Here is a 26350-nt window from a genome sequence, read left to right on the forward strand (position 1 = left end):
TTACGCTTTCAGCTTACGCATAACCAGCGTGGCGTTCGTGCCGCCAAAGCCGAAGCTGTTGGACATGACCGTCGTCAGCTCTTTTTCAGTCGGCTCGGTCACGATGTTCAGACCCGCCGCCTGCTCGTCCATCTCTTCGATGTTGATGCTTGGTGCGATAAAACCGTGTTCCAGCATCAGCAGGGAGTAGATAGCTTCCTGCACGCCAGCCGCGCCCAGAGAGTGGCCAGTCATCGCTTTGGTTGCGGAGATCGCCGGGCTGTTGTCGCCGAAGACTTCACGGATAGCGCCCAGTTCTTTCACGTCGCCTACCGGAGTAGAGGTACCGTGGGAGTTCAGGTAGTCGATTGGCGTATCTACGCCGTTCATCGCCATCTGCATGCAGCGTACTGCACCTTCACCTGATGGAGCCACCATGTCTGCGCCATCGGACGTTGCGCCGTAGCCAACGATTTCAGCGTAGATATGTGCACCACGAGCCAAAGCGTGTTCCAGCTCTTCAACCACAACCATACCGCCGCCGCCTGCGATAACGAAACCGTCACGGTTCGCATCATAAGTACGGGATGCTTTTTCCGGGCAGTCGTTATATTTGGTAGACAGTGCGCCCATGGCGTCGAACTCACAGGCCATTTCCCAGCACAGCTCTTCGCCGCCACCAGCAAAAACGATATCCTGTTTGCCCAACTGAATCTGCTCGACCGCGTTACCGATACAGTGCGAAGATGTCGCACAGGCAGAGCTGATGGAGTAGTTCACACCGTGGATTTTGAACGGGGTTGCGAGGCAAGCAGAAACGCCAGAGCCCATCGCTTTTGTGACCACATACGGGCCAACCGCTTTCAGACCACGCGGGCTACGCATTGCGTCAGCGCCGAACACCTGAAAACGTGGGGAGCCGCCGCCGGAACCTGCGATCAGGCCAACGCGCGGGTTATTCTGGTAAACCTCTGCAGAGAGGCCGGCATCAGCCACTGCCTGCTCCATAGAAAGGAATGCATAGATGGATGCGTCGCTCATAAAGCGCACAACTTTACGGTCAATGAGTCCAGTGGTATCCAGTTTTACGTTGCCCCAAACGTGGCTACGCATGCCGGAATCCTTCAGCTCCTGAGAGAAAGTGATCCCTGAACGTCCTTCACGCAGAGATGCCAGGACTTCCTGCTGGTTATTACCAATGCTGGAAACGATGCCCAAGCCAGTAATCACTGCACGTTTCATTCAATACCTCTGTAAGTCGCACTATTTTAAAGTTTCGAGTGGCACAATAGCGTACACTTGTACGCCGAACAAGTCCGATCAGCCATTTTGTGTGGAAATTTGCGCCCTCAGGCACTCATCGTTAAGATCGAGACACAGCAAGCCAGACGAGTAACTTACGTGAAACAATACGCGATACAACCTGCCAACCTCGAATTCAACGCTGAGGGTACACCTGTTTCCCGAGATTTTGACGATGTCTATTTTTCTAACGATAACGGGCTGGAAGAGACGCGTTATGTCTTTCTCGGCGGCAATCATCTCGCGGACCGATTCCCCACGCACTCACGCCCGTTATTTGTAGTGGCGGAAAGTGGTTTTGGCACCGGACTAAACTTCCTCACCCTCTGGCAGGCATTTGCAGCTTTTCGTAATGCGCACCCTGACGCTACCCTGGAAAGATTACATTTCATCAGTTTTGAAAAATATCCGCTAACGCGTGACGACCTGACGTTGGCCCATCAGCATTGGCCGGAACTGGCTCCGTGGGCTGAGTCATTACAGGCTCAGTGGCCGCTACCGTTAGCGGGTTGTCATCGACTACTGCTGGATGAAGGTCGGGTGACGCTGGATTTGTGGTTTGGTGACATTAACGACCTCACAGGTAAGCTGGACGAATCCCTGAACCAGCAAGTCGATGCCTGGTTCCTCGACGGTTTCGCGCCGGCAAAAAACCCCGATATGTGGACGCCAGCGCTGTTTAACGCCATGGCCCGACTGGCCCGTCCGGGCGGGACGCTGGCAACTTTCACCTCCGCAGGTTTTGTGCGCCGGGGCTTGCAGGACGCCGGTTTTACTATGCAGAAATGCAAAGGCTTCGGGCGCAAGCGTGAAATGCTGTGCGGCGTGATGGAACAACATCTAACGTTCCCCTCACCCACACCGTGGTTCTCACGCACCGGCACGGAAAAACGGGAGGCGGCTATTATCGGGGGCGGCATTGCCAGCGCATTACTGTCGCTGGCACTCTTGCGTCGTGGCTGGCAGGTGACGCTATACTGTGCTGACGATAAGCCCGCACAGGGCGCGTCCGGTAATCGTCAGGGCGCACTATACCCCTTGCTCAGCAAGCATGACGCCGCCATTAATCTCTTTTTCCCCACCGCATTTACCTTTGCCCGACGCCTGTATGACGCCCTGCAGGTGGATTTCGCCCACGACTGGTGCGGCGTAACGCAACTTGGTTGGGATGAAAAAAGCCAGCAGAAAATCACCCAGATGCTGTCGCTTGCCTTACCCGACGCTCTCGCGCTGGCTGTTGATACTGAGCAGGTTCTGCAAACGACCGGCGTCGCAACCAACTGCAGCGGCATTCAGTATCCTGGCGGTGGATGGCTATGTCCGGCGCAACTCACCGCCGCCGTGCTGGATTACGCGACGACGCTGGGATTACGTACCCATTACCAACATCCACTGGCATCGCTTGTACAGCAGGAAAACAACTGGCAGCTTCAGTTTGCTACTGGCGAAACCGTCGAACATGAGGTGGTGGTGCTGGCGAATGGTCATCGCATAAATCGCTTTGATCAGACCCAACCGTTACCGGTTTATTCTGTCGGTGGTCAGGTGAGTCATATTCCCACCACACCTTCACTGTCGGCGCTACGTCAGGTGTTGTGTTACGACGGCTACCTGACGCCACAAAATCCGGCCAATCAGCATCATTGCATCGGCGCGAGCTATCGTCGTGGTGAGGAAGAAACAACGTATCGCGAGGAGGACCAGCAGCAAAACCGCCAGCGTTTACTCGACTGCTTCCCGCATGCCGCATGGGTAAAAGAGGTGAATGTCAGTGGGCAATCGGCACGCTGTGGCGTTCGCTGCGCCACCCGCGATCACTTACCGATGGTCGGCAATGTACCGGACTATGAGGCAACGCTCAGCCAGTACGCCAATCTGTCAGAACACAAAGAGACCGCCACGCGCGCACCGGTTTACCGTGACATCTTTATGCTGGGCGCGCTGGGCTCGCGCGGACTGTGTTCCGCCCCGCTGTGTGCAGAGATCCTGGCTGCGCAAATGAGTGATGAACCCATCCCTATGGACGCGGAAACCCTAGCCGCGTTAAATCCAAACCGGTTATGGGTAAGAAAATTAGTGAAGGGAAAAGCGGTAAAATCCTGAGGTCATCATTACGGGCCGGATAAGTCGTTAACGGCATCCGGCCCGCAAGGCACTTATTGTTGTGTCGCCTTCTGGAACAACGTGTCCCACATCGCTTTCACTAACGCCTGGTCACGCGGTGAGAGTTCACCCGCACTGATAGCTTTTTCCAGGCTGCTGGTAACATTAGCGTACAATGCCTCAGCGGAATGGTCTTCTCCGCCATCCAGTTCAGCAACGGCCAGCGTCAGGTGTCCACGCAAATAGCCACTGGCAAACAGCTCATCATCGCTGGCGTGCTCTACCATATCGTCTATTAGTGCCAGAATGCGTGATTCAAACTCCGCGATCATCTTCTTTCCTCATTGTAAACGTGGCTGCCGCTTCAGTTGAGCGCTTCGGGCCACGGAAATTGTTCCGCCTTAAGTTCAGGCGTGTGATAATAATTCTGCAGCGCGTGAATGAAACGCGCCGGACGTTCAGGGATGCCTTTTTCCAGATACTCCATCACCTGGGCATGAACTCGACGCTGGAACACCACGCGATCCGGTTCAAAGTCCCCTTCCAGGTTGTCGCAGCTGACGTTAAACGGATAACCCGCCGCCATGCAAAACAGCCAGTCAAATGCCTGCGGCTTCACTTCCACGTCCTCAAACTGACATTGAGTTTTGGCGTCACGCCCGTCCGGGCAGTACCAGTAACCGAAGTCGACCAGTTCACGACGCGCTTTACCGGCAATGCACCAGTGCGAAATTTCATGTAACGCGCTGGCGTAATAGCCATGTGCAAAAACGATCCGGTTGTATGGCAATTCCGCATCGGCAGGAAGATAGATCGGTTCGTCGTCGCCTTTAATCAGACGGGTATTAAATTCTTCGGCAAAGCAGCCGTTAAAAATATCAATTAACTGTTGGTAGTGATGGGTAGTATTCATTAGTTCATCCCCAGCCAGTGGAGAATCTCCTGTCCATGATTATCATAAAGTAGCTTGGCGCTCATCACTGCGGAGACAATGACGATCATTGGCCGAATCAGTTTTTGTCCTTTGCTGAGCACCAGTCGTGACCCCATTCTCGCGCCAATAAACTGGCCGATGAGCATCACAAAACCGGTGGCCCAAATCACTTTACCACCCAGCGCGAACAGCAGCAGTCCGCCGATATTTGAGTTGGCATTCAAGACTTTGGCGTGTGCCGTAGATTTTGCAAGATTGTAACCGCACAGCATAACGAAGCAGAGCGCATAAAAAGATCCGGCTGCCGGGCCAAAGAAGCCATCGTAAAATCCAACGCTGCCCCCAGCCACCAGCGCAAAAGGCAAACCATACAGTCGACGCTGTCGGTCTTCTTCACCCACTTTGGGCATCAACAGAAAGTAGAGGCCGATACAGATAACCAGAACAGGCAGGATCTGGCGCAAAATGTCCGACTGCACATGCTGAACCAGCAGCGCGCCGCTCATTGAGCCAACAAAAGTCATGGCGATATTGAGTTTCTGATCGGCCAGGTTCACCACGCCACGGCGGATAAAATAGAGCGAGGCAGAGATGGATCCCCCGCAGGCCTGCAGCTTATTGGTGGCCAGCGCCTGGGCCGGCGGCATACCTGCAGCCATCAACGCAGGGATGGTGAGTAAACCACCGCCCCCCGCCAGGGAATCAATAAATCCTGCCAGAATTGCCACAAAAAAAAGAACGCCCAACAGCAGTGGAGACACCATAAAAAGATCGGCAAAATTATCCATTAAAGTACATGCTCATCCAGTAGCGCCTGGCAGGAAGGCGGCAACGGAGGCGGTGTCTTCTTCTCAGGCTTAGTGGTTCCCGGTTTAGGAGGTTCGAACCAGCTTTGTAACTCCGCGCCACAGCCATCACCCGGTGGAGGTAATGGCTGATCTTCGCACTCAAGGCTGTCGGCAGGACAGCGTAACCGGACATGCATATGTGCACGGTGTTGGAACCATGGCCGCACTTTACGCAACCAGTCCCTGTCGCTTCCTGCATCCAGACAAAGTTGCTGTTTAATTGCTGGATTCACAAAAATACGCGTGACATCATCATCTTTCGCCGCCAGCCTGATCAGACTGAAAATCTCCGGCTTCCACAGTGACGGTACAACATGTTTTCCGTCTTGTGCGACCAGATCCAGCGCCTGCGGTCGCAGCAATTGCGACTGCGTCCAGCGCGTTTTCGGCAATTGCAGGAAAATATCCACATCCAGCCCTGTCTGGTGGCTGGCATGTCCGCCGTTAAAACGCCCACCGGCCGGCATACCCATATCACCGATTAACACCGTACCCAGCCCCAGACTATTGGCCTGGGTGCTCAGACGCTGGATAAACATCACCAGGTCAGGATGACCAAAATAGCGACGTTGATCGGTGCGCATCACCTGATAGTATTCGGACTGCACGGGCAGTGTATCTGCCCCGACAATACAACCATTGGAGAACGCACCGATAGACTGCGCGCTGCCTGCTACCGGGTGGGTAATTTTCTGCCAGGGCGTCGCCGCCAGACAGGCCGTGCTGGCAAACAGAGCCAGCGCTGCAAGTGCCGTTTTTTTCATTTCTTACCAGCGTGGAATGTCAGTCTTTACATCCGCATTCTGCGCCCGCTGACGCAGCAGGTGATCCATCAACACAATCGCCAGCATCGCTTCTGCGATCGGCACTGCGCGGATCCCAACGCACGGATCGTGGCGTCCTTTAGTGATCATCTCGACTTCTTCGCCAAAGCGGTTAATCGTGCGCCCGGGAACGGTAATACTGGAAGTCGGCTTCAACGCTATATGTGCAACAATTTGTTGCCCGCTGCTGATCCCTCCCAGAATGCCGCCAGCATGGTTGCTCTGGAAACCTGCTTTGGTGATTTCATCACGGTTCTGACTGCCGCGCAGCGCAACAACCTCAAAGCCGTCACCAATCTCAACGCCTTTCACCGCATTAATGCTCATCAACGCATGGGCGATATCAGCATCCAGACGGTCAAAAACAGGTTCGCCGAGGCCGGCAGGTACATGGCTTGCAACCACGGTCACTTTAGCTCCGATGGAGTCGCCCTCTTTCTTGAGTGCGCGCATCAGTTCATCCAGTGCGGTGATTTTGTCCGGATCCGGGCAAAAGAACGGATTAAGCTCGACCTGTGACCAGTCTTTAATCTCCAGCGGAATATCGCCCATTTGGGTCAGACAACCGCGGATGTCGATGCCGAATTTTTCCGCCAGATATTTTTTGGCAATCGCCCCGGCCGCCACGCGCATCGCCGTTTCGCGCGCGGATGAACGCCCGCCGCCACGGTAGTCACGCACCCCGTATTTCTGCTCGTAGGTGTAGTCGGCATGGCCCGGACGGAAAACATCCTTAATGGCGCCATAATCCTGTGAACGCTGATCGGTATTTTCAATCAACAGGCCAATGCTGGTGCCGGTGGTAACGCCTTCAAACACGCCGGAGAGGATCTTCACCTGATCCGGCTCGCGACGCTGCGTAGTGTAACGCGAAGTCCCCGGACGACGTCTGTCGAGATCGTGCTGCAGGTCAGCTTCAGTCAGAGGAATGCCCGGCGGAACACCATCAACGATGCAGCCGAGCGCCAGCCCGTGCGATTCGCCGAAGGTCGTTACGCGAAAGAGTTGTCCAATTGTGTTTCCTGCCATCACCGCTCCGTTATGGTTGTTGTGTGTGCACGTGTCGTTAATCTTTATAGATGCTGAAATGTTCGCGAGCGGCAATCAACTGCTCTTTGGTCAGCATGAATACGCCTTCACCGCCGTTGTCGAATTCCAGCCACGTAAACGGCACATCCGGATATTGTTCCATCAGATGTACCATGCTGTTACCGACTTCACAAATCAGAATACCGTTGTCTGACAGGTAGTCCGGAGCGTTGCCGAGAATGCGGCGGGTGAGCTTCAGCCCATCGGTGCCGGACGCCAGACCCAGTTCAGGTTCGTGACGATACTCATTTGGCAGATCGGACATATCCTCTGCATCCACATACGGTGGGTTGGTCACAATCAGGTCATACTGCACTTTCAACAGGTCACGGAACAGATCGGAGCGGATCGGCGTCACGTGATGGATCAATCCATGTTCTTCGATATTGTGCTCGGTTACCGCCAGCGCATCAGTGGAAATATCCACCGCGTCCACTTCGGCTTCCGGGAAGGCATACGCACAGGCGATAGCAATACAACCGCTGCCGGTACACATATCGAGAATATGATGCGGCTGCTCGTTAATAAGACCAGCAAAGCGATTATTAATCAGCTCGCCAATCGGTGAGCGCGGTACCAGCACGCGTTCATCGACATAGAATTCGTGACCACAGAACCAGGCTTTGTTGGTCAGATAGGCAACCGGGATACGCTCGTTGACGCGGCGAATCACGCGTTCAACAATACGGTGGCGTTCGCTGGAAGTCAGGCGCGCAGTACGCATATCTTCAGGAATATCCAGCGGCAGGTAGAGCGACGGCAACACCAGTTGTACCGCCTCATCCCATGGGTTATCCGTCCCGTGACCATACCAGATATTCGCCGCGCTAAAACGGCTGACCGCCCAACGCAACATGTCCTGAATGGTATGCAGCTCACTCACTGCTTCATCAACGAAAATTTTATCCACGTATTCCTCCAGGGCATGCTCGTATTAAATTCGGCGGCTAGTTTGCCACGAAGACGGCGATAAATCAGCATTCACGCGGAGCCTGAGCGCGAAAATTGCGTTTTAAGCGATCGGATGCCCATTGAGTCGGGTTAAACTAACGGAAAATAAAAGATGAGACGCTCAAATGAAAAAGAAAACATCGCTCAGCGAGGAGGATCAGACGCTGTTTCGCCAGCTGATGACCGGCACGCGTAAAATTAAGCAGGACACGATTGTCCATCGACCGCCGCGTAAAAAAATCACCGAGGTGCCGGTTAAAAGGCTGTTGCAGGAACAGGCAGATGCCAGCCACTATTTCTCTGATGAGTTTCAGCCGCTGCTGAATACAGAGGGTCCGGTCAGATATCTGCGGGCCGACGTCAGCCACTTTGAACTGAAGAAAATGCGCCGTGGTGACTACTCCCCGGAACTGTTTCTTGATTTACACGGACTGACGCAACAGCAGGCTAAACAGGAACTCGGGGCGCTGATTGCCGCCTGTCGCCGTGAACACGTCTTCTGCGCCTGCGTCATGCACGGCCACGGAAAGCACGTTCTGAAGCAGCAAACGCCGCTTTGGCTGGCGCAACATCCGCACGTGATGGCTTTTCATCAGGCGCCTAAAGAGTACGGCGGCGACGCCGCGCTGCTGGTGCTGATTGAAGTGGAAGAGTGGTTACCGCCCGAACTTCCCTGAGAACGGAAAACAGAAAGAGCCGCAGTTGCGGCTCTTTTTATTGCAGGCTCATGTCAAAGACACTTTACCGGATGGCTGCGCTCGCGCTTGATCCGGCTAACGAAGCGACTATATCGCTTTCGCCATCTTTAGATTACATGGGCTCATCTGCCAGTTGAAAACACCCTTACCGCTCTCATCAAGCGTTACACTGGCAATCGCAGATGTGGTAAACATCGGCGGCGTTTCCCCCGGACACAGTTCGGACACCAGATATCCCACCAAAGGCAGGTGAGAAATGACCAGCGCCGTGGCGACACCTTCATTGGCCAGTGCATGTAAATAGGCGCTGACCAGACCGACATCGCCGCAGGGAGTCAGCTCCGGCAAAACATCCACACCGGCTGGCAGGTTCATACACTCCCCGACCACATCCAGCGTTTGCTCGGCTCGCAGGAACGGGCTCACCAGAACACGTTCGATATCCACTTTTTGACCTTTCAGCCAGTTCGCCATCAGGCGAGATTCGTCACAACCGCAGGAGGTTAAGGGACGAACCGAATCACTGGCGGCATCGAGCGCCGCGTCGCCGTGACGCATGATAAAAACTTGCATATTGCACCGCTTTTGTTAACCAGAAACACCAACACCTTTAGCCAACGCCCCTATTGGCGATGCTAAATTTGTGGTGGCCGGCATTGTGCCTTATCCATTCACCGAATGAAACGCCGTTTTTTACCTTAATGGCGTAAGTATAGTCAATCTCTGTTTACATTTTGAGCGTAACTCATACATTCGGTGCGGATTCATCTTACCTTTGACCTTATGAATTCAGGTCAGTTTCCCCGTGCTTCCAGAAACTATCTCCGCGTTCCGCCATCTGCAGTAACGGTTCACACGGCGTAAACCGGGAACCATACTGTGTGGTCAGTCGTTGCAGAACCGCAACCACTTCACCCGCACCAAGGGAGTCCATATACCGGAACGGGCCGCCGAGGAATGGCGGAAAACCAATACCAAACACAGCGCCGATGTCACCATCGCGTGCACTGCGGATAACCTTCTCATCGAAACAGCGTGCCGCTTCGTTGAGCATTAACATGACACATCGTTCTGCAATCTGCGGGCCACTGAGTCTGCTCTGTCCTTGAACGCCAATAAGCGTATAAATTGCAGGGTCGACCTGTTTTTTGCTTTTACGCCCTTTCGCACCATAAAGATAGAAACCCCGACCATTTTTTCTACCTTTGCGATCGTCATTCAAAATTGAAGCAACAACATTTGCAGGTGCGCTAAAACGTTCACCATAAGCCGCTTCCAGTACAGGTATAATTTTAGTGCCCGTATCAATTCCGACCTCATCCAAAAGTTGGACTGGCCCTACCGGAAAACCAAACTTTACCAGCGCTGCATCAATCTGCTCAACGCGCTCGCCCTCGGTCAGTAAGCGAATAGCTTCATTGATATACGGAGCAAGAATGCGATTCACATAAAACCCGGCTTTATCCTGCACTACAATCGGTGTTTTCCCCTGTTTTTTCGCCAACTTAACTATGGTTGCAATAGTGCGTTCAGACGTTGTTGCATGAGGGATTACTTCCACCAACGGCATCTTTTCTACCGGGCTAAAAAAGTGTAAACCAACAACCAGCTCGGGCCGTACTGCATGGGCTGCAATGTCACCAATCGGTAAAGATGAGGTATTAGAGGCAAAAATAGTATGAGGGGCACAATTGTGCTCAATATCTGCCACCATCTGTTGTTTTAACGCCAGATCTTCAAACACCGCCTCAATAACCAGATCGCGATGCGCAAAACCACGAAAATCGGTAGTGCCTGAAATCAGCGCCAGCTGTTTGTCACGCTCGCCGGCTTTGAGATGGCGGCGGCGAACTTTTGTTTCAAGCTGATCCCAACTGTATTTCAGCGCGTGGTTGATTCCCTTAGCGTTGATATCTTTAATACGCACTGGCAAGCCGCCTTTACAGGCCGTCACGTAGGCAATCCCCCCGCCCATCAGACCCCCGCCCAGAATGCCTATGCTGTTTAGCGGGCCGGGGTCCGCCTCGCTGCCGGGATCTTTTTTCACGTCGGTGTTTGCAAAAAAGACGTTACGCAGGGCCTGAGACTGCGGCGTCATCGCCAGCTCACCAAACGCGCGAGCTTCTGCGTCGTAGCCGCTGCTACTACCCTGTGCCAGGCCGGTTTCAATCACCTCAAGGATACGGCCCGTTGCGGGGTAATTTCCCTGCGTTTTTTGCGCCGTCTTTTTGCTGACCATACGAAACAGCAGCGCCCGTCCCAGAGGTCCAGCCAGAATGCGTTCCCGCACTGGCAGGCTGCGGTGTACCGAACTCTCCTTTTTAGCCAGTTCTACCGCCGCTTCCAGCAAAATGGTCTGCGGCACAACCTCGTCGACTAGCCCTACTTTCAACGCCTGTTTGGCGCGTAATTGTTTGCCGGTCAGGATCATATCCAGCGCGGTGCTGACACCAATCAGGCGCGGTAATCGCTGCGTGCCGCCGGACCCAGGCAACAGACCAAGCTGTACTTCCGGCAGACCCAGCACGGTTTTAACGTCATCGGTACAAATGCGGTTATGACACGCCAGCGCCATCTCCAGACCACCGCCAAGGCAGGCACCGTGAATGGCAGCGATAACCGGGATCGGCAACGCATTAATTTCCGCCATCATCTGTTGCCCCTGACGGGCCAGGGTTTCGGCTTCCCGCGCACTGCGGCAGTTGTCGATCATATTGATATCTGCCCCGGCGATAAAATTGTCCGGCTTCGCCGAAATAAACACCACGCCGCGCAGGTCTTTGTTGTCGCGAATTTGTTTCAAAATAGCCCGTACCTGAATAGCAAACTCCGCTTTCAGGGTATTCATTTTCTCTCCGGGTACATCAATGGAGACCACCGCCACGTTATCCAGACGCACGTGTAGCGTAAAAGCCGATGCCATTTCCATTATTCCGCCTCCAGAACCATTGCCGCACCCAGTCCACCCGCCGCACACGCGGTGACTAAACCAAACCCACCGCCACGACGCCGTAGTTCATGCAGCGTTTGGGTGATCATACGCGCGCCGGTCGCGGCAAAAGGGTGTCCGTAGGCAATAGAACCGCCTAGCACATTAAATTTGCTGTCATCCACTTCGCCTGTGGCATGTGCCCTACCCAGCACGTCACGGGCAAAACGTTCGCTGCCAAGCAGTTGAATATTCGCCAGCGTCTGCGCGGCAAAGGCTTCATGCATATCAATCAGCGTAAGATCGGCCAGAGTCAGGCCCGCGCGCTCCAGAGCCAGCGGTGTCGACCACGCCGGGCCCAGCAGCATATCCTGCCAGACGTCGATGGCCGTAAACGCAAAACTGCGTAGATAGCCCAGCGGCACCAGTCCCAGCTCTTTAGCCCGGGACTCCGTCATCAGAATCACCGCAGCGGCGCCGTCGGTCAGCGGCGTACTGTTTGCCGCCGTGACGGTGCCGTGTTTACGGTCAAACGCCGGGCGCAGTTTGGCGTAATCCGCCAGCGTAGAGTTTCCACGAATATTGTTATCTTCTGAGAAAGGATCTTTAAACGGCGGGGCGTAGGTGGTCATCACCTCATCAGCCAGTTTGCCTTCGGCCCAGGCTTGAGCGGCTCGTTGATGCGAACGGTACGCCAGCGCATCCTGCTGCTCACGTGTGATGCCGTAGGTTTTCGCCATTTGCTCCGCCGTGTCTCCCATGCGTAAGCCGGTGGAATACTCAGCAACCGCAGGCGGGACCGGCATCAGGTCGCGCAAACGCAGTCGGGAAAAAAGTTTCAGCCGCTGGCCGGTGGTGCGGGCTTTATTGACGTCTACCAACACACGCGCCAGTTTTTTACTGACGCCAATCGGCAATACGGATGAGGAGTCAGCCCCGCCAGCAATGCCCGCACGGATGGTTCCCGCCATCAAACTTTCCGCGACGTTCGCCACCGCCTGAAAGCTGGTGGCGCAGGCCCTGCTCACGCTGTAGGCGTCGGTGTGCACGTTCATCCCGGTACCCAGTACGATTTCCCGGGCAATATTTGGCGCTTCAGGCATTTGCACTACCTGACCAAAAACCAGTTGCTCAATAGCATCGGCTGGAATTTCACTCCGAGCCAGTAATTCGCTGACCACCATTTTGCCCAAATCAACGGCAGGAATGCCATGAAATGCAGTCGCCTGACGAGCAAATGGCGTACGCAGCCCGCTCACAATGGCGATGCGATCGCCCTGACGAGTAACCAGCGATAAAGCCTGACTCATAACACTCCCCTGTTAAAAATAAAATAAGTGGTCTGACCTGATCATAGTCTTAACCAATTTTTTACATTTAGCCAAGCAGAGAGAAAGGAAAGTGGGAGCTATGACACAGTGAATAATCACTGCTTGTTACGAAAATGCCCTTGCCAGAAGGTGGCAAGGGCACTGGAAGAAGGGATTAACGCAGACCCAACTGGAAGATCAGGGTTTCGGCTTCACAGGCGAAAACAAAATCGATATCCAGACGAACACCCTCTGCCTCTTCAGTAAAGGTCGGGGTGATTTGGCAAGGCTCAGATTCTACGCCACGCGCTTTCTCGGTCAGAGCGGCCAGCGTTTCTTCTGCCTGCTCGCGAGTCGCGAACACACGGCTGTATGACGCGGTGCAATCGGTGTTGTCCATGATGGTACCAACATCCATACAGCAGCAAACCGGGGTTTCATCAGCACTGCATTTACTCATTGTAGATTTCCTCTGTATTCGCACCTGAGGTGCCAGATAAACGTTGGGGATATTTTACGCTCCCATTATTCTCCTCTCCAGTCGTTAATTGTGCGAAATGCGATAAGCGACCGAAATCACACTTAAAAATGATCCAAAACAAAAATCGCCCAAACAGGTGAGTGCGCATCACCGCAATTTTGCCAGCTGGATCGCGTTTTTAAGATCATATTTGAAAAAACTTATAAACATACTTGCAACATTCTATCTGGTCAGACCTATACTCTCGCCACTGGTCTGATTTCTATGTGGTACCTCAGACCCTACACTTCGCGCTCCTGTTACGGCATGTAACATTGTTTGTATAAAAATAAATCGATGAGGTTATGGTCATGAGCCAGAAAACCCTGTTTACAAAGTCTGCTCTCGCAGTCGCAGTGGCAATTATCTCCACACAGGCCTGGTCTGCAGGCTTTCAGTTAAACGAATTTTCTTCCTCTGGCCTTGGCCGGGCATATTCGGGTGAAGGCGCTATCGCAGACGACGCAGGTAACGCCAGCCGCAACCCGGCACTGATCATGATGTTCGATCGCCCTACTTTCTCAGCTGGTGCGGTATATATCGATCCAGATGTTAATATTTCCGGTAAATCGCCGTTCACCGGGCGCAGCACCAATGCGGACAACATCGCCCCGACGGCATGGGTCCCGAATGCGCACTTCGTGATGCCTATTAACGAGCAGTTTGGCTGGGGCGCGTCTGTCACCTCTAACTATGGCCTGGCTACCGAATTTAACGACAGCTACATTGTCGGTGAATACGGCGGCAAGACCGACCTTAAAACGGTCAACCTTAACCTCAGCGGCGCCTATCGCCTGAATGATAGCTGGAGCTTCGGCCTTGGTTTTAACGCCGTTTATGCCGACGCAAAAATTGAACGTTATTCCGGTGAAATGACCGCGTCATTACCGAAAGTCAGCCCTAAAATTGCGAGTATGGAAGGCGATGAATGGGGTTACGGCTGGAACGCGGGTATTTTGTACGAGCTGGATAAAGACAACCGCTGGGGCTTAACCTATCGTTCAGAAGTTAAAATCGATTTCGACGGCGATTATAAAAGCGGCCTGAGTAACCTGGTCAACGGCGCGCCTGGCGCGGGTATTGATTTCCCATGGGGAACCAATAACACCACGGTTCCTGGTGCATTGACGCTTAACTTGCCGGAAATGTGGGAACTGTCTGGCTATAACCGCGTGGCGCCTCAGTGGGCTATTCACTACAGCATCGCTTACACTAGCTGGAGTCAGTTCCAGGAGCTGAAAGCAACGGGCACCAGCGGACAAACGCTGTTCTATAAAGAAGAAGGCTTCAAAGATTCTTACCGCCTCGCGCTGGGTACGACCTACTATATGGATAAAAACTGGACGTTCCGTACCGGTATCGCCTATGACGATAGCCCGGTTCCAGCAGATAAACGCTCCATCTCCATTCCAGACCAGGATCGCCTGTGGTTGAGCGCGGGTACGACCTACGCGTTTAATGAAGATGCGTCTATCGACATCGGTGCTTCTTATATGCACGGACAGAACGTGACCATCAAAGAAGGTCCGTATACCTTCGAATCTGAAGGTAAAGCCTGGCTGTTCGGTACCAACTTTAACTACGCATTCTGATTTTCTTCAGGCGTAAAAAAGGTGAGCTTTTTAGCTCACCTTTTTATTTGTACCTATTCCTTACTCAGAATCAATATCTTTTAAGTCATCCTGAATAGCTTGCGCGTTCGGGTTTTCTTCTGGTTTAAGTTTTCCACCGTTCGCAATAAAGTCATGACGCTGGAAGTAAGCTTCACGCACCATGATGTACGGATCGGAAGATTGACGCAGCAGACCGTCGGAATCGAGCAATTGCGCACGGGTTTCAATCCCTTCAATGGTCCATTTACCGACCGACAGCGGCCAGGTCAGCCACGACAGCACCGGATACAGCGTATCCACCATATCACCACCGTCATCACGTACTGTAAAGCTGCCGTAGAACGGAAGTTGCATATACGGGCCGTAGCCAACGTCATAGTGGCCTAACGTACTACCGAAACGATGTGGCTCAACGCGCTGCAGTTTTGGATTAGCCATGCCCGCGACATCAATAAAGCCGCCCATACCTAACAAGGTGTTCAGGAAGAAACGGGTGAAATGCACCATTCCCTGATAAGGATCGCCCTGCAGGAAATAGTTAACCATCACGGCCGGCTCTTCGAGGTTGCCCGTAAAGTTGCTCAAACCGTTGCGGGCAGGCTGCGGAACATAATCACGCCAGGCTACAGCCACCGGTCGAACAACATATGGATCCAACACATTAAAGTTGAAGTTGTACATGGTGCGGTTGAACCCTTCAAACGGATCCGAACGCCCCTGCTGTTCTGTACCGGAGCTCGCACACCCCACCAAAAGTGTGGTTCCCAGCGCAAGCGCCGACAGGCGAAGCTTCATAAGTGTCTCCCTGTGTATTATGGCTATCGCTGATTGCCATCCGTGACGGAACGATAAGGTATCCGCCGGTTTAGATGTGAGCGATTGTAACAGCACGTCAAACGATGTCTATATACCCTAACTTACTGATTTGATCATAGCCTGGTAAGGTAGACCTCGCGGTCTTTCTATTTTACCGAATCCGATAAATACAAACGTTACCATTTTTGCGATTTCAGAGTTTCTCCCACCAGTTCCTGGATAAAAACCGCTACGCTTTAGCAATACGTGCTTATTCAGGGCTCAAAAATGAATGACATCGAAAAAGAAAAAATTGATCAACACAGCGACGAACTCGAAGTAGAAAGTGAAGAGAAGTTGCAGGGTAAAAAGATAGAAGTCGACGAGGACCGGCTTCCTTCCCGCGCCATGGCGATTCACGAACATATCCGCCAGGACGGGGAAAAAGAGATGGAACGCGATGCGATGGCGCTACTGTGGTCAGCTATCGCCGCCGGGCTGTCGATGGGCGCCTCTTTACTGGCAAAGGGTATTTTTCACGTACAGCTTGAGGGCGTCCCCGGCGGATTTTTACTGGAAAACCTCGGTTATACCTTCGGGTTTATCATCGTCATTATGGCCCGCCAACAGCTCTTTACCGAAAACACCGTAACCGCTGTACTGCCAGTGATGCAAAACCCAACCCTCGGCAATTTTGGCTTACTGATGCGCCTGTGGAGCGTGGTGTTGCTGGGTAACATTATCGGTACTGGCGTTGCGGCATGGGCATTTGAATATATGCCGATTTTTGATGAAGAAACTCGCGACGCCTTTGTCAAAATAGGTATGGATGTCATGAAAAACAGCCCGACGGAGATGTTTTCCAACGCGATTATTTCTGGCTGGCTGATCGCCACCATGGTGTGGATGTTTCCCGCAGCGGGTGCGGCAAAAATCGTCGTCATTGTCCTGATGACCTGGCTTATTGCATTAGGCGATACCACGCACATCGTCGTCGGATCGGTTGAAATTCTCTATCTGGTCTTTAACGGCACGCTGCACTGGAGCGACTTTTTCTGGCCCTTCGCGCTGCCGACGCTTGCCGGGAATATCTGCGGCGGGACGTTCATCTTCGCATTGATGAGCCACGCGCAGATTCGCAATGACATGAGCAATAAACGCAAAGAAGAAGCCCGGTTACAGGCTGAACGGGTACAGCACAAGCAGAAAAACCAGAAAAAACAATCCTGAATGGCGACTGTTTGAGCAGTCAGGCGGACACAGACTTACCGTTGCGAGTAAAAAACGCTATACTCGTGCCGCTTCGTCCCCTTAGTTAAATGGATATAACGAGCCCCTCCTAAGGGCTAGTTGCAGGTTCGATTCCTGCAGGGGACAATCTTAAGTCCTTTCATACCATTTCACGTCATTACACAAAACCTCTTAAACCCAGCAAATTAGCGCCATTCAGGCCCATTTTTCATTTCAGCTCATTTCATGACATTACACTCCTCTGATGGTATCTTTGATGGTATTCCTCGGTTCGATATCCCGATACCATCAATGTGTTGTCAGAGGCTTACTGCATATGGCTTTAAACGAGCTGTCGCCTAAAAAAATTGAGAACGCCAAGCCTAAGGATGCTGACTACAAACTAACAGATGGTGGAAGCCTTTATCTGTTAGTCAAAAAGAATGGAACCAAGGCGTGGAGAATGAATTTCCGCTTTGGTGGTAAACAAGCTACGTTGGCATTAGGGGTTTACCCGGACGTTCCGCTTGCAACAGCGCGAAAGCGTCGTGACGAAGCCAGACAACTACTGGCCGATGGGCGTGACCCGCGCGAAGCAAAAAGGTCAGAAAAGGAAGAATCGATTTCCCCCACATTCGAGAAAGTAGCCAGAGAGTGGCATAGTGGAACGATGGGGCATCCTGAATGGAAGGAAATTACTCGTACCAAAATTCTACGTGAAATGGAAAATCATCTGTTTCCGGCTATAGGTTCAAAACCCATTGATACGCTAAAAACCCGTGACCTTCTTCCGATGTTGATTGAGATGACCAAGCAGGGCATCGGTGCGACCACTGGACGGGTGAAAACCACTATGGGGAGTATCTTTCGTTATGCCGTCCAACGTGGGATTGTCGATTACAATCCAGCCCACGATCTGAAAGGTGCGATTACCAATCCCAAAGTAAGGCATCGCCCTGCCCTACCGCTCGAATGTTTACCGGAGCTGATGGCGAGAGCGGCAAATTACACTGGCAGACCATTAACCCGGCTGGCGGTTTTATTTTCCTTGCACACTTTCGTGCGCTCCAGCGAACTGCGCCATGCCCGGTGGGAAGAGATCGATATTGAAAATGGTCTTTGGACAATACCAGGGCAGCGGGAAAAGATCGCTGGGGTAAAATATTCAGATCGTGGTGCCAAGATGGGTGCGGCACATTACGTCCCGCTTTCCACCCAAGCTATTAATGTACTGAGGGATATCCAAAAGATCAGTGGTGAATATTTGCTGGTATTCCCAGGTGACAGCAATCCTTACAAGCCAATGAGTGAGAACACCGTAAATAAGGCGCTGCGAACGATGGGTTACGATACTCAGGCTGATGTATGCCTGCATGGCTTCCGGGCAATGGCCTGTTCTGCTCTGACTGAATCAGGACTTTGGTCTCGTGATGCGGTTGAACGGCAAATGAGCCATCAGGAAAGAAATGAAGTGCGGGCAGCATATGTACATCTTGCACAACACATGCAGGAACGCCGTCAGATGATGCAATGGTGGTCTGATTACCTATCGCTCAATACAGAGAGATATGTCGATCCATACGATATGGAACATAAAAATGCCACATTGAACATAGGGAATATATCTAATGAGTCATAAAAACGAAAAAAATATTTGGGCACTTAATAAAATGCCACCTCTAGAATACTGCTCAATTTCACGAGCAGCAAAATTACTCAATTGTGAAATTGAGGATTTTCTCCATTGGCATGATGTTGGGGTTATAAGCCTATGTATTAATCTACAAAAAACAAAAGGTACTTTAAAAATCAATGTGGAAAATCAAAATTTAGAAGAAAGCCCACTAAAACTATATTTTGATGGAGATTTAACCTTTAACGAGTTGACTCGAATCTATAAGACATGGTCCCGTCACTCAAAAGTGTACACATTAATAACAACAAAAGATGATCAAATCCCACCTTTAGTTAAAACAAATACACGGTCAACAACTTATGAACTTATTTGCTTTATCAGTGATATATGGTCCATTGACTCAAGGAACATATCCGTTCTACTTAAAGATACTGAGAATGTGTTTGAAGAAACAAAATTGAGCGCCATATCACCCTCAGACCAAATATTATCAAATAGTTTCCAACCTGAGATAAACGATAGGCCGGTGATAAACCTAGACAATATTTTCATAACCAAAGAAACAATTGATAAAATTCACACACATGCTGTAAGTGGAAAACCACTCCCATTCATGGAAGATTTAATTAATTCTGATGAAAATGACAGTCAGGATATTAAGCCGATCTCACCTCACAAAGAGAAACTATCTAACTTTATTCGATTCCTAATACAATCAAACCCAACCATAAATAAAAATATACTATCTACCACGGCAAATAATAGACACAAAATCTTAAGGGATTATCTTGAGGATTTGAAATCAAAAGGAACTGAGGTTGATTATGACATTCCATCTTCCCCCACACTTGAGCGCTATCTAAACCTTTAAAATTTCCAATAAACAGTTAAAAATTTAGAACACTTTGAGTCAAAAACGTATTTTAATCTGCTGTGTTAATCACATAGATAACTTAACACAGCAGGTAAATACATATGCACACATACCCTCAACATGGCCATGCCAGACCCAAAGCCACAGCTGACTTTCTTAAAGTCACCACTGTCACACTCTGGCGTTGGGAAAGAAGCAAACCTGACTTCCCAAAATCTACCCGCCTCTCAGAACGTGTCTCAGTTTATGATGCGGCAGAGATCCGTGCTTGGTTGGCAGCTAAAAAACACAATTAATCTACCGGATAAAGGCTATGAAACCTCAAAAACTTAGATTAATTGCTCCAGTTGAAAGTGAATCACTATATGTGAGAACAAATTAATGCAGCACGTGGTAGCCAAAAATCAGCATAAAAAAAACCAACAGAAAGCACTGATGGCCTCGCAAGGATGTTTGTGTAGTGAAATCAGCCAGGAGGTTTTGTCATGATGCATAACGTTGTTCAGCTTTCCGGTTCCAGCTTCGCTTTCCTACGCTGGCGGCGCTTAATCTCGCCCTTAACAGCTGTAACAATAAACTGCGCTTTCGTCTCACCATCTTCGAGGCTGCTTTCTAATTCGGCAACAACATCATGTGGGAAGCGAGCATTAAGCTGTTGTGACTTGTTGTTGGTTGAACCTGTTGCCATTACTGGATCTCCTTGTATCAGGTGCAATTCAGTATACGCAAAAAAAATGATAATAAAAGACTTGAAGTGCGATTCACTTGAAGGTAGTTTTAAAAAAGAAGGTGCGATTCACCTTGTAAGCGCAAAGCCCGGTGGTGCGGGAACACTAACCGGGCTTCTGACCAATCCGCTATGTGAGACAACGAAGATGGCTACACAAAAGTTTACATGGTTATTTGCTGCGATCAACCGCAGCCAACGCAATACTCGTCCTGTGATGCTACGGATAACCGCTGATAATGAACGCTCAGCCCGGATCAGGCTTGCCCCAGACTATGTTCTGAGCTTTGCTGGTCGTATTCCGTGCGGAGGTGAAAATGCGTAATTATCCGCAGCCCGGCGAACGCTGGCAGCATGAACGTGGATGGACGGTTACGATTTTAAGAATAATTGAATCCTCCCCATCTGTGGCTCTGGTTAATCCTGAATTCAGCTGCGAAGTGCTGATGCGCCACGAAAGTGACAATAAAATTTCATCCTGCCCACTGGCATGGTTTGAAGAACGATATACACGACTCTTTACTGCACCGTTTTTAAAGCGGTCATTCCCTCCAACTGATGGGAGTAATGTTGGTCCATTTACTCTGCACCCATCGGTGAGCTTTACCCGCTGGCGGGAGAGATGCATACGACAACCCGCTGAGCCGGACGAAAGTCACTATTCAAATTTTCTCTGACAAGCCACCGATAAAAACGGAGTAGTTCATGACGAATTTTTCCAATGAGCATTCAAGTGCTCAGGGCCTCCCTTTGTCTGAAAAAGGTCAAACAGGCTTACCCGCATATGGGCTGTCTGAGGATGGATTTGGAAAGCTGGCTCGCGCAAAAGAAGCCTGTGATTTATTGCAGTTACTATTTTCTGAATATCCGTATCAGGGAGGTTCTTTTTCTTCCCATTGCACACCAGGTATTGCCGCCCTGATGGAATATCTTCGCGCTGATCTGACTGATGCAACGCGTTGCTGTATGCAACTCGATGAAGGTTTATTCAGTTACCAGGGGGAAGCATGACAACACAAACGGTTACGCAGATTTCAACAGCTGCGCGAGGGAAATGGCCCGTTATTCTGCAGATGCTGCGCATTGATGTTCCTGAAAACGGCAGGCACGGTCCCTGCCCGAAATGTGGGGGCAAAGACCGATTTCGCCTTGATGACCTTGACGGGCGTGGGACGTGGATTTGCAGCCAGTGCGGCAATGGTGATGGTCTGGATCTGGTTAAGCTCATGACTGGTTACGGCGTCAGAAAGGCTGCACAGGAAGTGGCGCAGGTTCTTAATGTGCCGGATGTGCAGGAATTGCCCGTGAAGCCCGCCAGGCAGAAAACTCCTAAACGCGACATGAGCTTTACCGTGGCGGCGCTGATGAAAGAGAGCCGCATGGGAGAAAGCCCCTATCTGAGCGGGAAAGGGTTTGCCGGATACCCGGCCTCCCTGACCGGAAGCGTGCAGCATATTAGCGGTAAGGATTTTCCTGCCGGTTCCCTACTGTTACCGCTCACGACCAATGCCGGAGCCGTGACCGGTGCGCAGCTTATCGGCCCGATGGGTGAAAAAAGCTTACTGCCTGGCAGCACGATGAAAGGCGCGTTTGTGGCGCTCAGCCCGTTACCGTCTGAACCGCCGGTACAGGTAGTGATCACCGAAGGTTACGCCACGGCGCTGACTGTAAGCCAGCTCACCGCCGGGTGCGTAGTGGCTGCCATATCTGCGGGTAATCTGCCCAACGTCGCACAGGCGCTGCGGGCACGCTGGCCTGAGGTAAAAATTATCATCGCCGGTGATAACGATTTTCAGGACGCCGGCGAGAATCCAGGCAGATCCTTTGCTGAACGGGCAGCAAAAGCCGTCAGCGGCTGGATGACGCTACCACCGGGAGAGATTAAGGCCGACTGGAATGACTTCCATCGTGAGCACGGTATAACTCGTGCCCGTGAAGCCTTTCGTAACGGTCTTGTGCTGTGTGGGGAAGGCCGCACACAACTACCGCATGGGTTCCGTCTTACCCAGGAATATCTCTGGTATGAAAAACAGGTACAGCGCAACGGTGAGACTGAGATCCAGAACGTCAAAATATGCAACCCGCTACGCGTGACGGCAATCACCTGCGATGCCGATGGCGGTAACTTCGGACGACTGCTGGAGTGGGAAGATACGTGGGGAGAACGCCGCCGCTGGGCGATGCCGATGGAAATGCTGAGCGGTAGCGGTGAGGAGCTGCGGCGGGTGCTGCTGGTTAATGGACTTTCCTATATCAGTACCACCGGCGAGGCCCGCGCCCGCCTGATGGAATATATATCGCTGTGTAAACCGGAACGCCGCGTGACCTGCGTCAGCCGCACCGGCTGGCATGGTCAGGTTTACGTCCTGCAGGATGAGGTTAACGGTGAAGGTGCGGAGGGTGTCATTCTCCAGACCACTTCCGTGCAGGGGCGCGATTTCCGCGTGTCGGGCACAACGGAGGAATGGCGAGAGCATGTATCCCTCTACTGCACCGGCAATTCCCGCGTGGCATTGCCGTGAGTCTGGCCTTTGCTGCACCACTGCTAAGGCTGGTTGGTATGGACGGCGGCGGCTATCACCTCAAGGGCGAATCCACGGACGGTAAGACCACCACCATGAAAGCGGCAACCTCCGTCTGCGGCGGGCCTGACTACTGGCAGACGTGGCGGGCAACAGGCAACGCGCTGGAGGGATGCGCCAGCCGCCGCAATGATGCCGCCATGATGCTCGATGAGATCCGGGAGGTGGACGGACGTGAGGCGGGCAATATCGCCTACATGTTGGCAAACGGCCAGGGCAAGGGCCGTGCCGGTACGGACGGTGAGCTGCGCACACGTAAGCAGTGGCGGCTGCTGTTCTTTTCAACCGGCGAGCTGTCACTGACCGAACATGCGGCAAAAGCCGGGGAACGTACCTTTGCCGGGATGGAAGTCAGGATGATCCAGATCCCCAGCGATTCCGGGAAATTTGGCGTATTTGAGGAGCTGCACGGCTTCGACAGCGGCAAGGCTCTGGCGGAGCATCTTGAATGGGCCACGTCCAGCTACTATGGTTCGCCGTTCCGGGAGTGGCTGAAAGCCCTGACCGCTGAACTTAACGGGCTGACAGCACAGGCAAAGTCATTGATGAAGGAATATACCGCCGCCTTGACCCCGAAAGATGCGGGTAATCAGGTGGGCCGGGCTGTGAACCGCTTTGCTCTGGTGGCGATGGCGGGCGAGCTGGCAACCCGGCTGGGTATCACCGGCTGGCCTGAGGGTGAAGCGCTGCGTGCAACCCGCGTCTGCCTGAACGCATGGCTGAAAGATCGCGGGCACACCGCCAATCAGGAAGATATTGCCGCGCTGGAGCAGGTACGCAGTTTCTTTACCGCGAATCAGTACAGCCGCTTTGCAGACTGGCACGACGAGCGCAACCGCCCCGGCAATATGGTGGGCTGGCGCAGAGTGGAGAAAGGCAGTACCGCACAGGGCACGGAAGCTGTCACCACGTTCTACGTCATGCCGTCCGGCTGGAAAGAAATCTGCAGGGGATTTGACCCGCGCAAGGTGGCACGTCTGTGCGCGGATCGTGGATATCTGCTGCCCTCCACCGATGGCAAGCTGCAGACAAACATTCGCCCACCAGAGATGAATCCCCGCAGGCTCTATGTCTTCAACAGCGAGGTGCCGGGTTGAGGCTTTGCGTGAGTCTTATTTATTAAGGGTAACAAGTGTAACAGGTGGAACAACCGTATTTTACAAGGGCTAAACCTGTTCCACCTTCTGAAATAGTGAGGTGGAACAGGTGGAACGTCAGCCGATCCACTGTTCCACCTTGTTACCCGCGATGTTCCACCTGTGCTATGCACATAAATGCTTTACAAAACAATGCTGTAACACGTGTTCCACCTGTTCCACCGTATCGGGGACATGAAGCAGACTGAAACAGAGGCATTTTTATCTGGTTGGCTTTCATAGCCGCGTGTGAATAACCGTAAACACCCGTTGTGCCAGCCACCACACACTGAGCACCGATAGTGCGCTTGTGTCAGCCACGACACAATTGACGTAACGAACCAACCCGACAGGAGAAGTCATGAACAACACCGCAGAGAATAACAACCTTTCCACTTTTCCGGCTGTAACGCAGCGGGCACTGGAAACCCTGAACACAGCCAGAAATGTATGGCTTGAAGCACGTCGTCAGCAGAAAGCGGCAGCGGATAATATTGGGACAATCCGCCAGCGTCGCGCTGAAATGGAAGCCACGACGAACGCGCTGAATGAGGAGTGGCGCACGCTGTTTCGTGAAAGTCAGGGCGTGGTGTCAAAGGAAATGAAAAAACTGCGCACGGAAATTGCGCTGAGACGCGAAACGCTTGAGGATTTTGATGAGCTGCTGGCGGCGCAGGAATGCGAAAATGCACTTTTGCCGCAGGAGACTGCGGAATTAGCAGGAAAGTATATCCACGCGCACGACACCCTTGTGGGTATTCGCGCAAAACAAATCTGGGAAGATTTTATGCAGGCGCATGGTAAGTCACTAATCCAGACACTGAGCCTGCTCAAATCCACAATGGGCCGGGAAGCCAGCGCAGTTGTCGGTGTGGTGCATTCAGTTAATGACCCGGACACACTGCTGAAAGACTTTATTCACAAGCATATTACCAAAGCGGCTCTCACTAACGATGCGATGCCGGAACAGGACCCTGTGTTTAAACTGACGGGCGTTGCGCCGGATTATTCGGCCCGTCTGGATCTCAGTAAACAGCTCTCTCCTGCTGCTATTCATAAAATGAAGATCCGTCAGGAACGTGAAGGGTTGCAGAAACATAACCGTGAAATGGAGGATATTTGATGGCGCTGAAATGTCCTTTTTGCTCAGCCATTGCGCATTGCCGGGCCAGCATGTATGAAGCTCCATCGGTAAAGAAGACGTACTATCAATGCACAAACCTAGAATGCTCAGCCACTTTTACAGCCCTAGAATCCGTGCATACAATCATCACGCGCCCGCAAAAAGAAGGTTATTTGTTAGACTCGATGGATGAACAGGTGCCCGCAGACAAGCCTCCCCAGACACTGAACCGCTATGGCTCTGCGTCAAAGCTGTCATGTCGTCAACAAATCCCGATCTGATTAGCAAAAATACCCATGTAATCCCGGTCCAGTACCGGGATTTTTTACGTCTTTTCCCTGGCTGGCCTGAGAGCGCATGAGTGCATGTCTATGGCGCATGAAAACGCATGATTCTCATGCGACATTTTTGACGCGAAAGCCCTTGTGGTGCGGCGTCTGAGACGGTTTACGGGGTGCATGAAAACCAGTCTGTTAAGCGAAGCGGGCAGGCGGGCGGGGCTGTCCGCATCAGCGTAAAAGATGAAGATCTGATGTGTTGAAAATCAAATAGCTTAAACAATTTCTTAATACTTGAATTAGTGTGCCGGTATGAACGTTTGGCATTGCCCCACGAGTTCTAAATAGCTGCGCCTAATACCGCTACATCTGCCGCTTACTGACGGGTGACAACTGTGTAACAGCAACTCATCTCAACCCCGTCGCAGCCGGTCAGATAGAGGAAACAGCCCTGATACCTTGCCCTGAAAAGGCTGACGAAAGTGGAGCACTATTGTGCGCAGCTATTTAGTGCCCGTTCAGAATTCCGCATACAAAACATACTGGTTAGTTTCATTACGTCAAAATCGATTTGAATCAATTAGTAGATGATTTTTTTTACTAAAAAATTATAATTGACAAAATTAACAGCGCATCTGGCAGAGGCATTATGTCAAATAAGATTGATATCTTTTTGAGTCGAGTTAGCCACGTATCACAGTTTGTACTGGTTGCATTCGCAATTTTTGGATATTTTTATACGGTAAGACCGATTTACCAAAAGGAGCTTTTATCAGAGGATATAGCCAAAAAAGAAGTTGAATTAAATTCATTAAAAACTGAAATGGTATACTCAAAAAAATCCATTGAGCATAATGAAGTTGTGCAAA

25 protein-coding genes, 1 tRNA gene and 2 pseudogenes are annotated in these 26350 nt (G+C 51.8%); 15 read left to right on the forward strand and 13 right to left on the reverse strand.

What is annotated here, in order from left to right; genetic code table 11:
* Positions 1–1221: a beta-ketoacyl-ACP synthase I gene (gene fabB / locus IMQ48_RS00460; RefSeq protein WP_196207472.1), complete on the reverse strand. Its 1221-nt coding sequence runs from the start codon at positions 1219–1221 to the stop codon at positions 1–3.
* A 159-nt stretch (positions 1222–1380) separates the two neighbouring features.
* On the opposite strand from fabB, the gene mnmC reads away from it, so the two are divergent.
* Positions 1381–3384 (forward strand): bifunctional tRNA (5-methylaminomethyl-2-thiouridine)(34)-methyltransferase MnmD/FAD-dependent 5-carboxymethylaminomethyl-2-thiouridine(34) oxidoreductase MnmC, encoded by a 2004-nt coding sequence (mnmC, locus tag IMQ48_RS00465; protein WP_196207473.1) that lies wholly within the window; start codon positions 1381–1383, stop codon positions 3382–3384.
* A gap of 53 nt (positions 3385–3437) precedes the next feature.
* On the opposite strand, the gene IMQ48_RS00470 is transcribed toward mnmC, so the two are convergent.
* The 6 genes from IMQ48_RS00470 to prmB are packed head-to-tail and all read right to left on the reverse strand — an operon-like array spanning position 3438 to position 7989.
* Positions 3438–3716, reverse strand: coding sequence for a YfcL family protein (locus IMQ48_RS00470; RefSeq protein ID WP_196207474.1), 279 nt, complete (start codon positions 3714–3716; stop codon positions 3438–3440).
* Positions 3717–3748: 32 nt separating this feature from the next.
* Positions 3749–4297, reverse strand: a complete 549-nt coding sequence (locus tag IMQ48_RS00475) for an elongation factor P hydroxylase (RefSeq protein WP_196207475.1) — start codon at positions 4295–4297, stop codon at positions 3749–3751.
* Complete coding sequence (locus IMQ48_RS00480) at positions 4297–5106, reverse strand: sulfite exporter TauE/SafE family protein (protein ID WP_196207476.1); 810 nt, start codon at positions 5104–5106, stop codon at positions 4297–4299. Before IMQ48_RS00480 ends, IMQ48_RS00475 begins: the two co-directional genes overlap by 1 nt.
* A complete protein-coding gene (mepA, locus tag IMQ48_RS00485; RefSeq protein ID WP_196207477.1) occupies positions 5106–5930 on the reverse strand; it encodes a penicillin-insensitive murein endopeptidase in 825 nt (274 codons plus the stop codon). The genes IMQ48_RS00480 and mepA overlap by 1 nt, the downstream gene beginning before the upstream one ends.
* A 3-nt stretch (positions 5931–5933) precedes the next feature.
* On the reverse strand, positions 5934–7019 hold the full coding sequence (gene aroC, locus IMQ48_RS00490) for a chorismate synthase (protein WP_196207478.1): 1086 nt from the start codon (positions 7017–7019) through the stop codon (positions 5934–5936).
* 37 nt (positions 7020–7056) lie between these two features.
* Positions 7057–7989, reverse strand: coding sequence for a 50S ribosomal protein L3 N(5)-glutamine methyltransferase (prmB, locus tag IMQ48_RS00495; RefSeq protein ID WP_196207479.1), 933 nt, complete (start codon positions 7987–7989; stop codon positions 7057–7059).
* Between the two features lie 166 nt (positions 7990–8155).
* Here prmB and smrB point away from each other — a divergent pair, with 166 nt between their 5' ends.
* Complete coding sequence (smrB, locus tag IMQ48_RS00500) at positions 8156–8707, forward strand: endonuclease SmrB (RefSeq protein WP_196207480.1); 552 nt, start codon at positions 8156–8158, stop codon at positions 8705–8707.
* A gap of 108 nt (positions 8708–8815) precedes the next feature.
* Here the strand turns inward: smrB and sixA are convergent, their stop codons facing one another.
* The 4 genes from sixA to IMQ48_RS00520 form a co-directional block, all read right to left on the reverse strand.
* Complete coding sequence (gene sixA / locus IMQ48_RS00505; RefSeq protein ID WP_196207481.1) at positions 8816–9301, reverse strand: phosphohistidine phosphatase SixA; 486 nt, start codon at positions 9299–9301, stop codon at positions 8816–8818.
* A gap of 208 nt (positions 9302–9509) precedes the next feature.
* On the reverse strand, positions 9510–11657 hold the full coding sequence (fadJ, locus tag IMQ48_RS00510; RefSeq protein WP_196207482.1) for a fatty acid oxidation complex subunit alpha FadJ: 2148 nt from the start codon (positions 11655–11657) through the stop codon (positions 9510–9512).
* On the reverse strand, positions 11657–12967 hold the full coding sequence (gene fadI, locus IMQ48_RS00515) for an acetyl-CoA C-acyltransferase FadI (protein WP_196207483.1): 1311 nt from the start codon (positions 12965–12967) through the stop codon (positions 11657–11659). Before fadI ends, fadJ begins: the two co-directional genes overlap by 1 nt.
* A 175-nt stretch (positions 12968–13142) precedes the next feature.
* A complete protein-coding gene (locus IMQ48_RS00520) occupies positions 13143–13427 on the reverse strand; it encodes a YfcZ/YiiS family protein (RefSeq protein ID WP_196207484.1) in 285 nt (94 codons plus the stop codon).
* Between the two features lie 371 nt (positions 13428–13798).
* Here IMQ48_RS00520 and fadL point away from each other — a divergent pair, with 371 nt between their 5' ends.
* Entirely contained in the window at positions 13799–15079 is a 1281-nt protein-coding gene (fadL, locus tag IMQ48_RS00525) for a long-chain fatty acid transporter FadL (protein WP_196207485.1), read from the forward strand.
* A gap of 60 nt (positions 15080–15139) precedes the next feature.
* Here fadL and mlaA read toward each other — a convergent pair whose 3' ends face one another.
* Positions 15140–15895 carry a phospholipid-binding lipoprotein MlaA gene (gene mlaA / locus IMQ48_RS00530; protein ID WP_096756318.1) on the reverse strand — a complete coding sequence of 252 codons (756 nt, stop codon included), beginning with the start codon at positions 15893–15895 and terminating at the stop codon, positions 15140–15142.
* Positions 15896–16183: 288 nt separating this feature from the next.
* On the opposite strand from mlaA, the gene IMQ48_RS00535 reads away from it, so the two are divergent.
* The 5 genes from IMQ48_RS00535 (at position 16184) to IMQ48_RS00555 (ending at position 19931) form a co-directional block, all read left to right on the forward strand.
* Positions 16184–17125: a formate/nitrite transporter family protein gene (locus IMQ48_RS00535; RefSeq protein WP_196207486.1), complete on the forward strand. Its 942-nt coding sequence runs from the start codon at positions 16184–16186 to the stop codon at positions 17123–17125.
* A gap of 75 nt (positions 17126–17200) precedes the next feature.
* Positions 17201–17272 (forward strand) — tRNA-Arg (locus tag IMQ48_RS00540).
* A 190-nt stretch (positions 17273–17462) separates the two neighbouring features.
* Positions 17463–18764 carry an integrase arm-type DNA-binding domain-containing protein gene (locus IMQ48_RS00545; RefSeq protein WP_196207487.1) on the forward strand — a complete coding sequence of 434 codons (1302 nt, stop codon included), beginning with the start codon at positions 17463–17465 and terminating at the stop codon, positions 18762–18764.
* Entirely contained in the window at positions 18754–19632 is an 879-nt protein-coding gene (locus tag IMQ48_RS00550) for a hypothetical protein (RefSeq protein ID WP_196207488.1), read from the forward strand. The genes IMQ48_RS00545 and IMQ48_RS00550 overlap by 11 nt, the downstream gene beginning before the upstream one ends.
* A gap of 104 nt (positions 19633–19736) precedes the next feature.
* Positions 19737–19931, forward strand: a complete 195-nt coding sequence (locus tag IMQ48_RS00555; RefSeq protein ID WP_071888237.1) for an AlpA family transcriptional regulator — start codon at positions 19737–19739, stop codon at positions 19929–19931.
* Between the two features lie 206 nt (positions 19932–20137).
* Here the strand turns inward: IMQ48_RS00555 and IMQ48_RS00560 are convergent, their stop codons facing one another.
* Positions 20138–20323 (reverse strand): YlcI/YnfO family protein, encoded by a 186-nt coding sequence (locus IMQ48_RS00560; protein WP_196207489.1) that lies wholly within the window; start codon positions 20321–20323, stop codon positions 20138–20140.
* Positions 20324–20369: 46 nt separating this feature from the next.
* Between IMQ48_RS00560 and IMQ48_RS22955 the strand changes: the two genes are divergently transcribed.
* From IMQ48_RS22955 to IMQ48_RS22960, 7 genes and pseudogenes are all read left to right on the forward strand, one after another.
* A complete protein-coding gene (locus IMQ48_RS22955; RefSeq protein WP_230326227.1) occupies positions 20370–20687 on the forward strand; it encodes a host cell division inhibitor Icd-like protein in 318 nt (105 codons plus the stop codon).
* Complete coding sequence (locus IMQ48_RS00570) at positions 20680–21039, forward strand: hypothetical protein (RefSeq protein WP_196207490.1); 360 nt, start codon at positions 20680–20682, stop codon at positions 21037–21039. Before IMQ48_RS22955 ends, IMQ48_RS00570 begins: the two co-directional genes overlap by 8 nt.
* Before the next feature lie 28 nt (positions 21040–21067).
* Positions 21068–21373, forward strand: a complete 306-nt coding sequence (locus tag IMQ48_RS00575) for a hypothetical protein (RefSeq protein ID WP_196207491.1) — start codon at positions 21068–21070, stop codon at positions 21371–21373.
* Between the two features lie 62 nt (positions 21374–21435).
* A pseudogene (locus IMQ48_RS00580) lies at positions 21436–24041 on the forward strand (DUF927 domain-containing protein).
* A 400-nt stretch (positions 24042–24441) separates the two neighbouring features.
* Positions 24442–25203, forward strand: coding sequence for a septation initiation protein (locus IMQ48_RS00585; protein WP_196207492.1), 762 nt, complete (start codon positions 24442–24444; stop codon positions 25201–25203).
* Positions 25203–25484 carry an ogr/Delta-like zinc finger family protein gene (locus IMQ48_RS00590; RefSeq protein ID WP_196207493.1) on the forward strand — a complete coding sequence of 94 codons (282 nt, stop codon included), beginning with the start codon at positions 25203–25205 and terminating at the stop codon, positions 25482–25484. Before IMQ48_RS00585 ends, IMQ48_RS00590 begins: the two co-directional genes overlap by 1 nt.
* A 646-nt stretch (positions 25485–26130) precedes the next feature.
* Positions 26131–26350, forward strand: a pseudogene (locus tag IMQ48_RS22960) (hypothetical protein); the annotation flags it as partial.

The organism is Citrobacter sp. Res13-Sevr-PEB04-36 (assembly GCF_015672735.1).
Taxonomy (GTDB): domain Bacteria; phylum Pseudomonadota; class Gammaproteobacteria; order Enterobacterales; family Enterobacteriaceae; genus Citrobacter.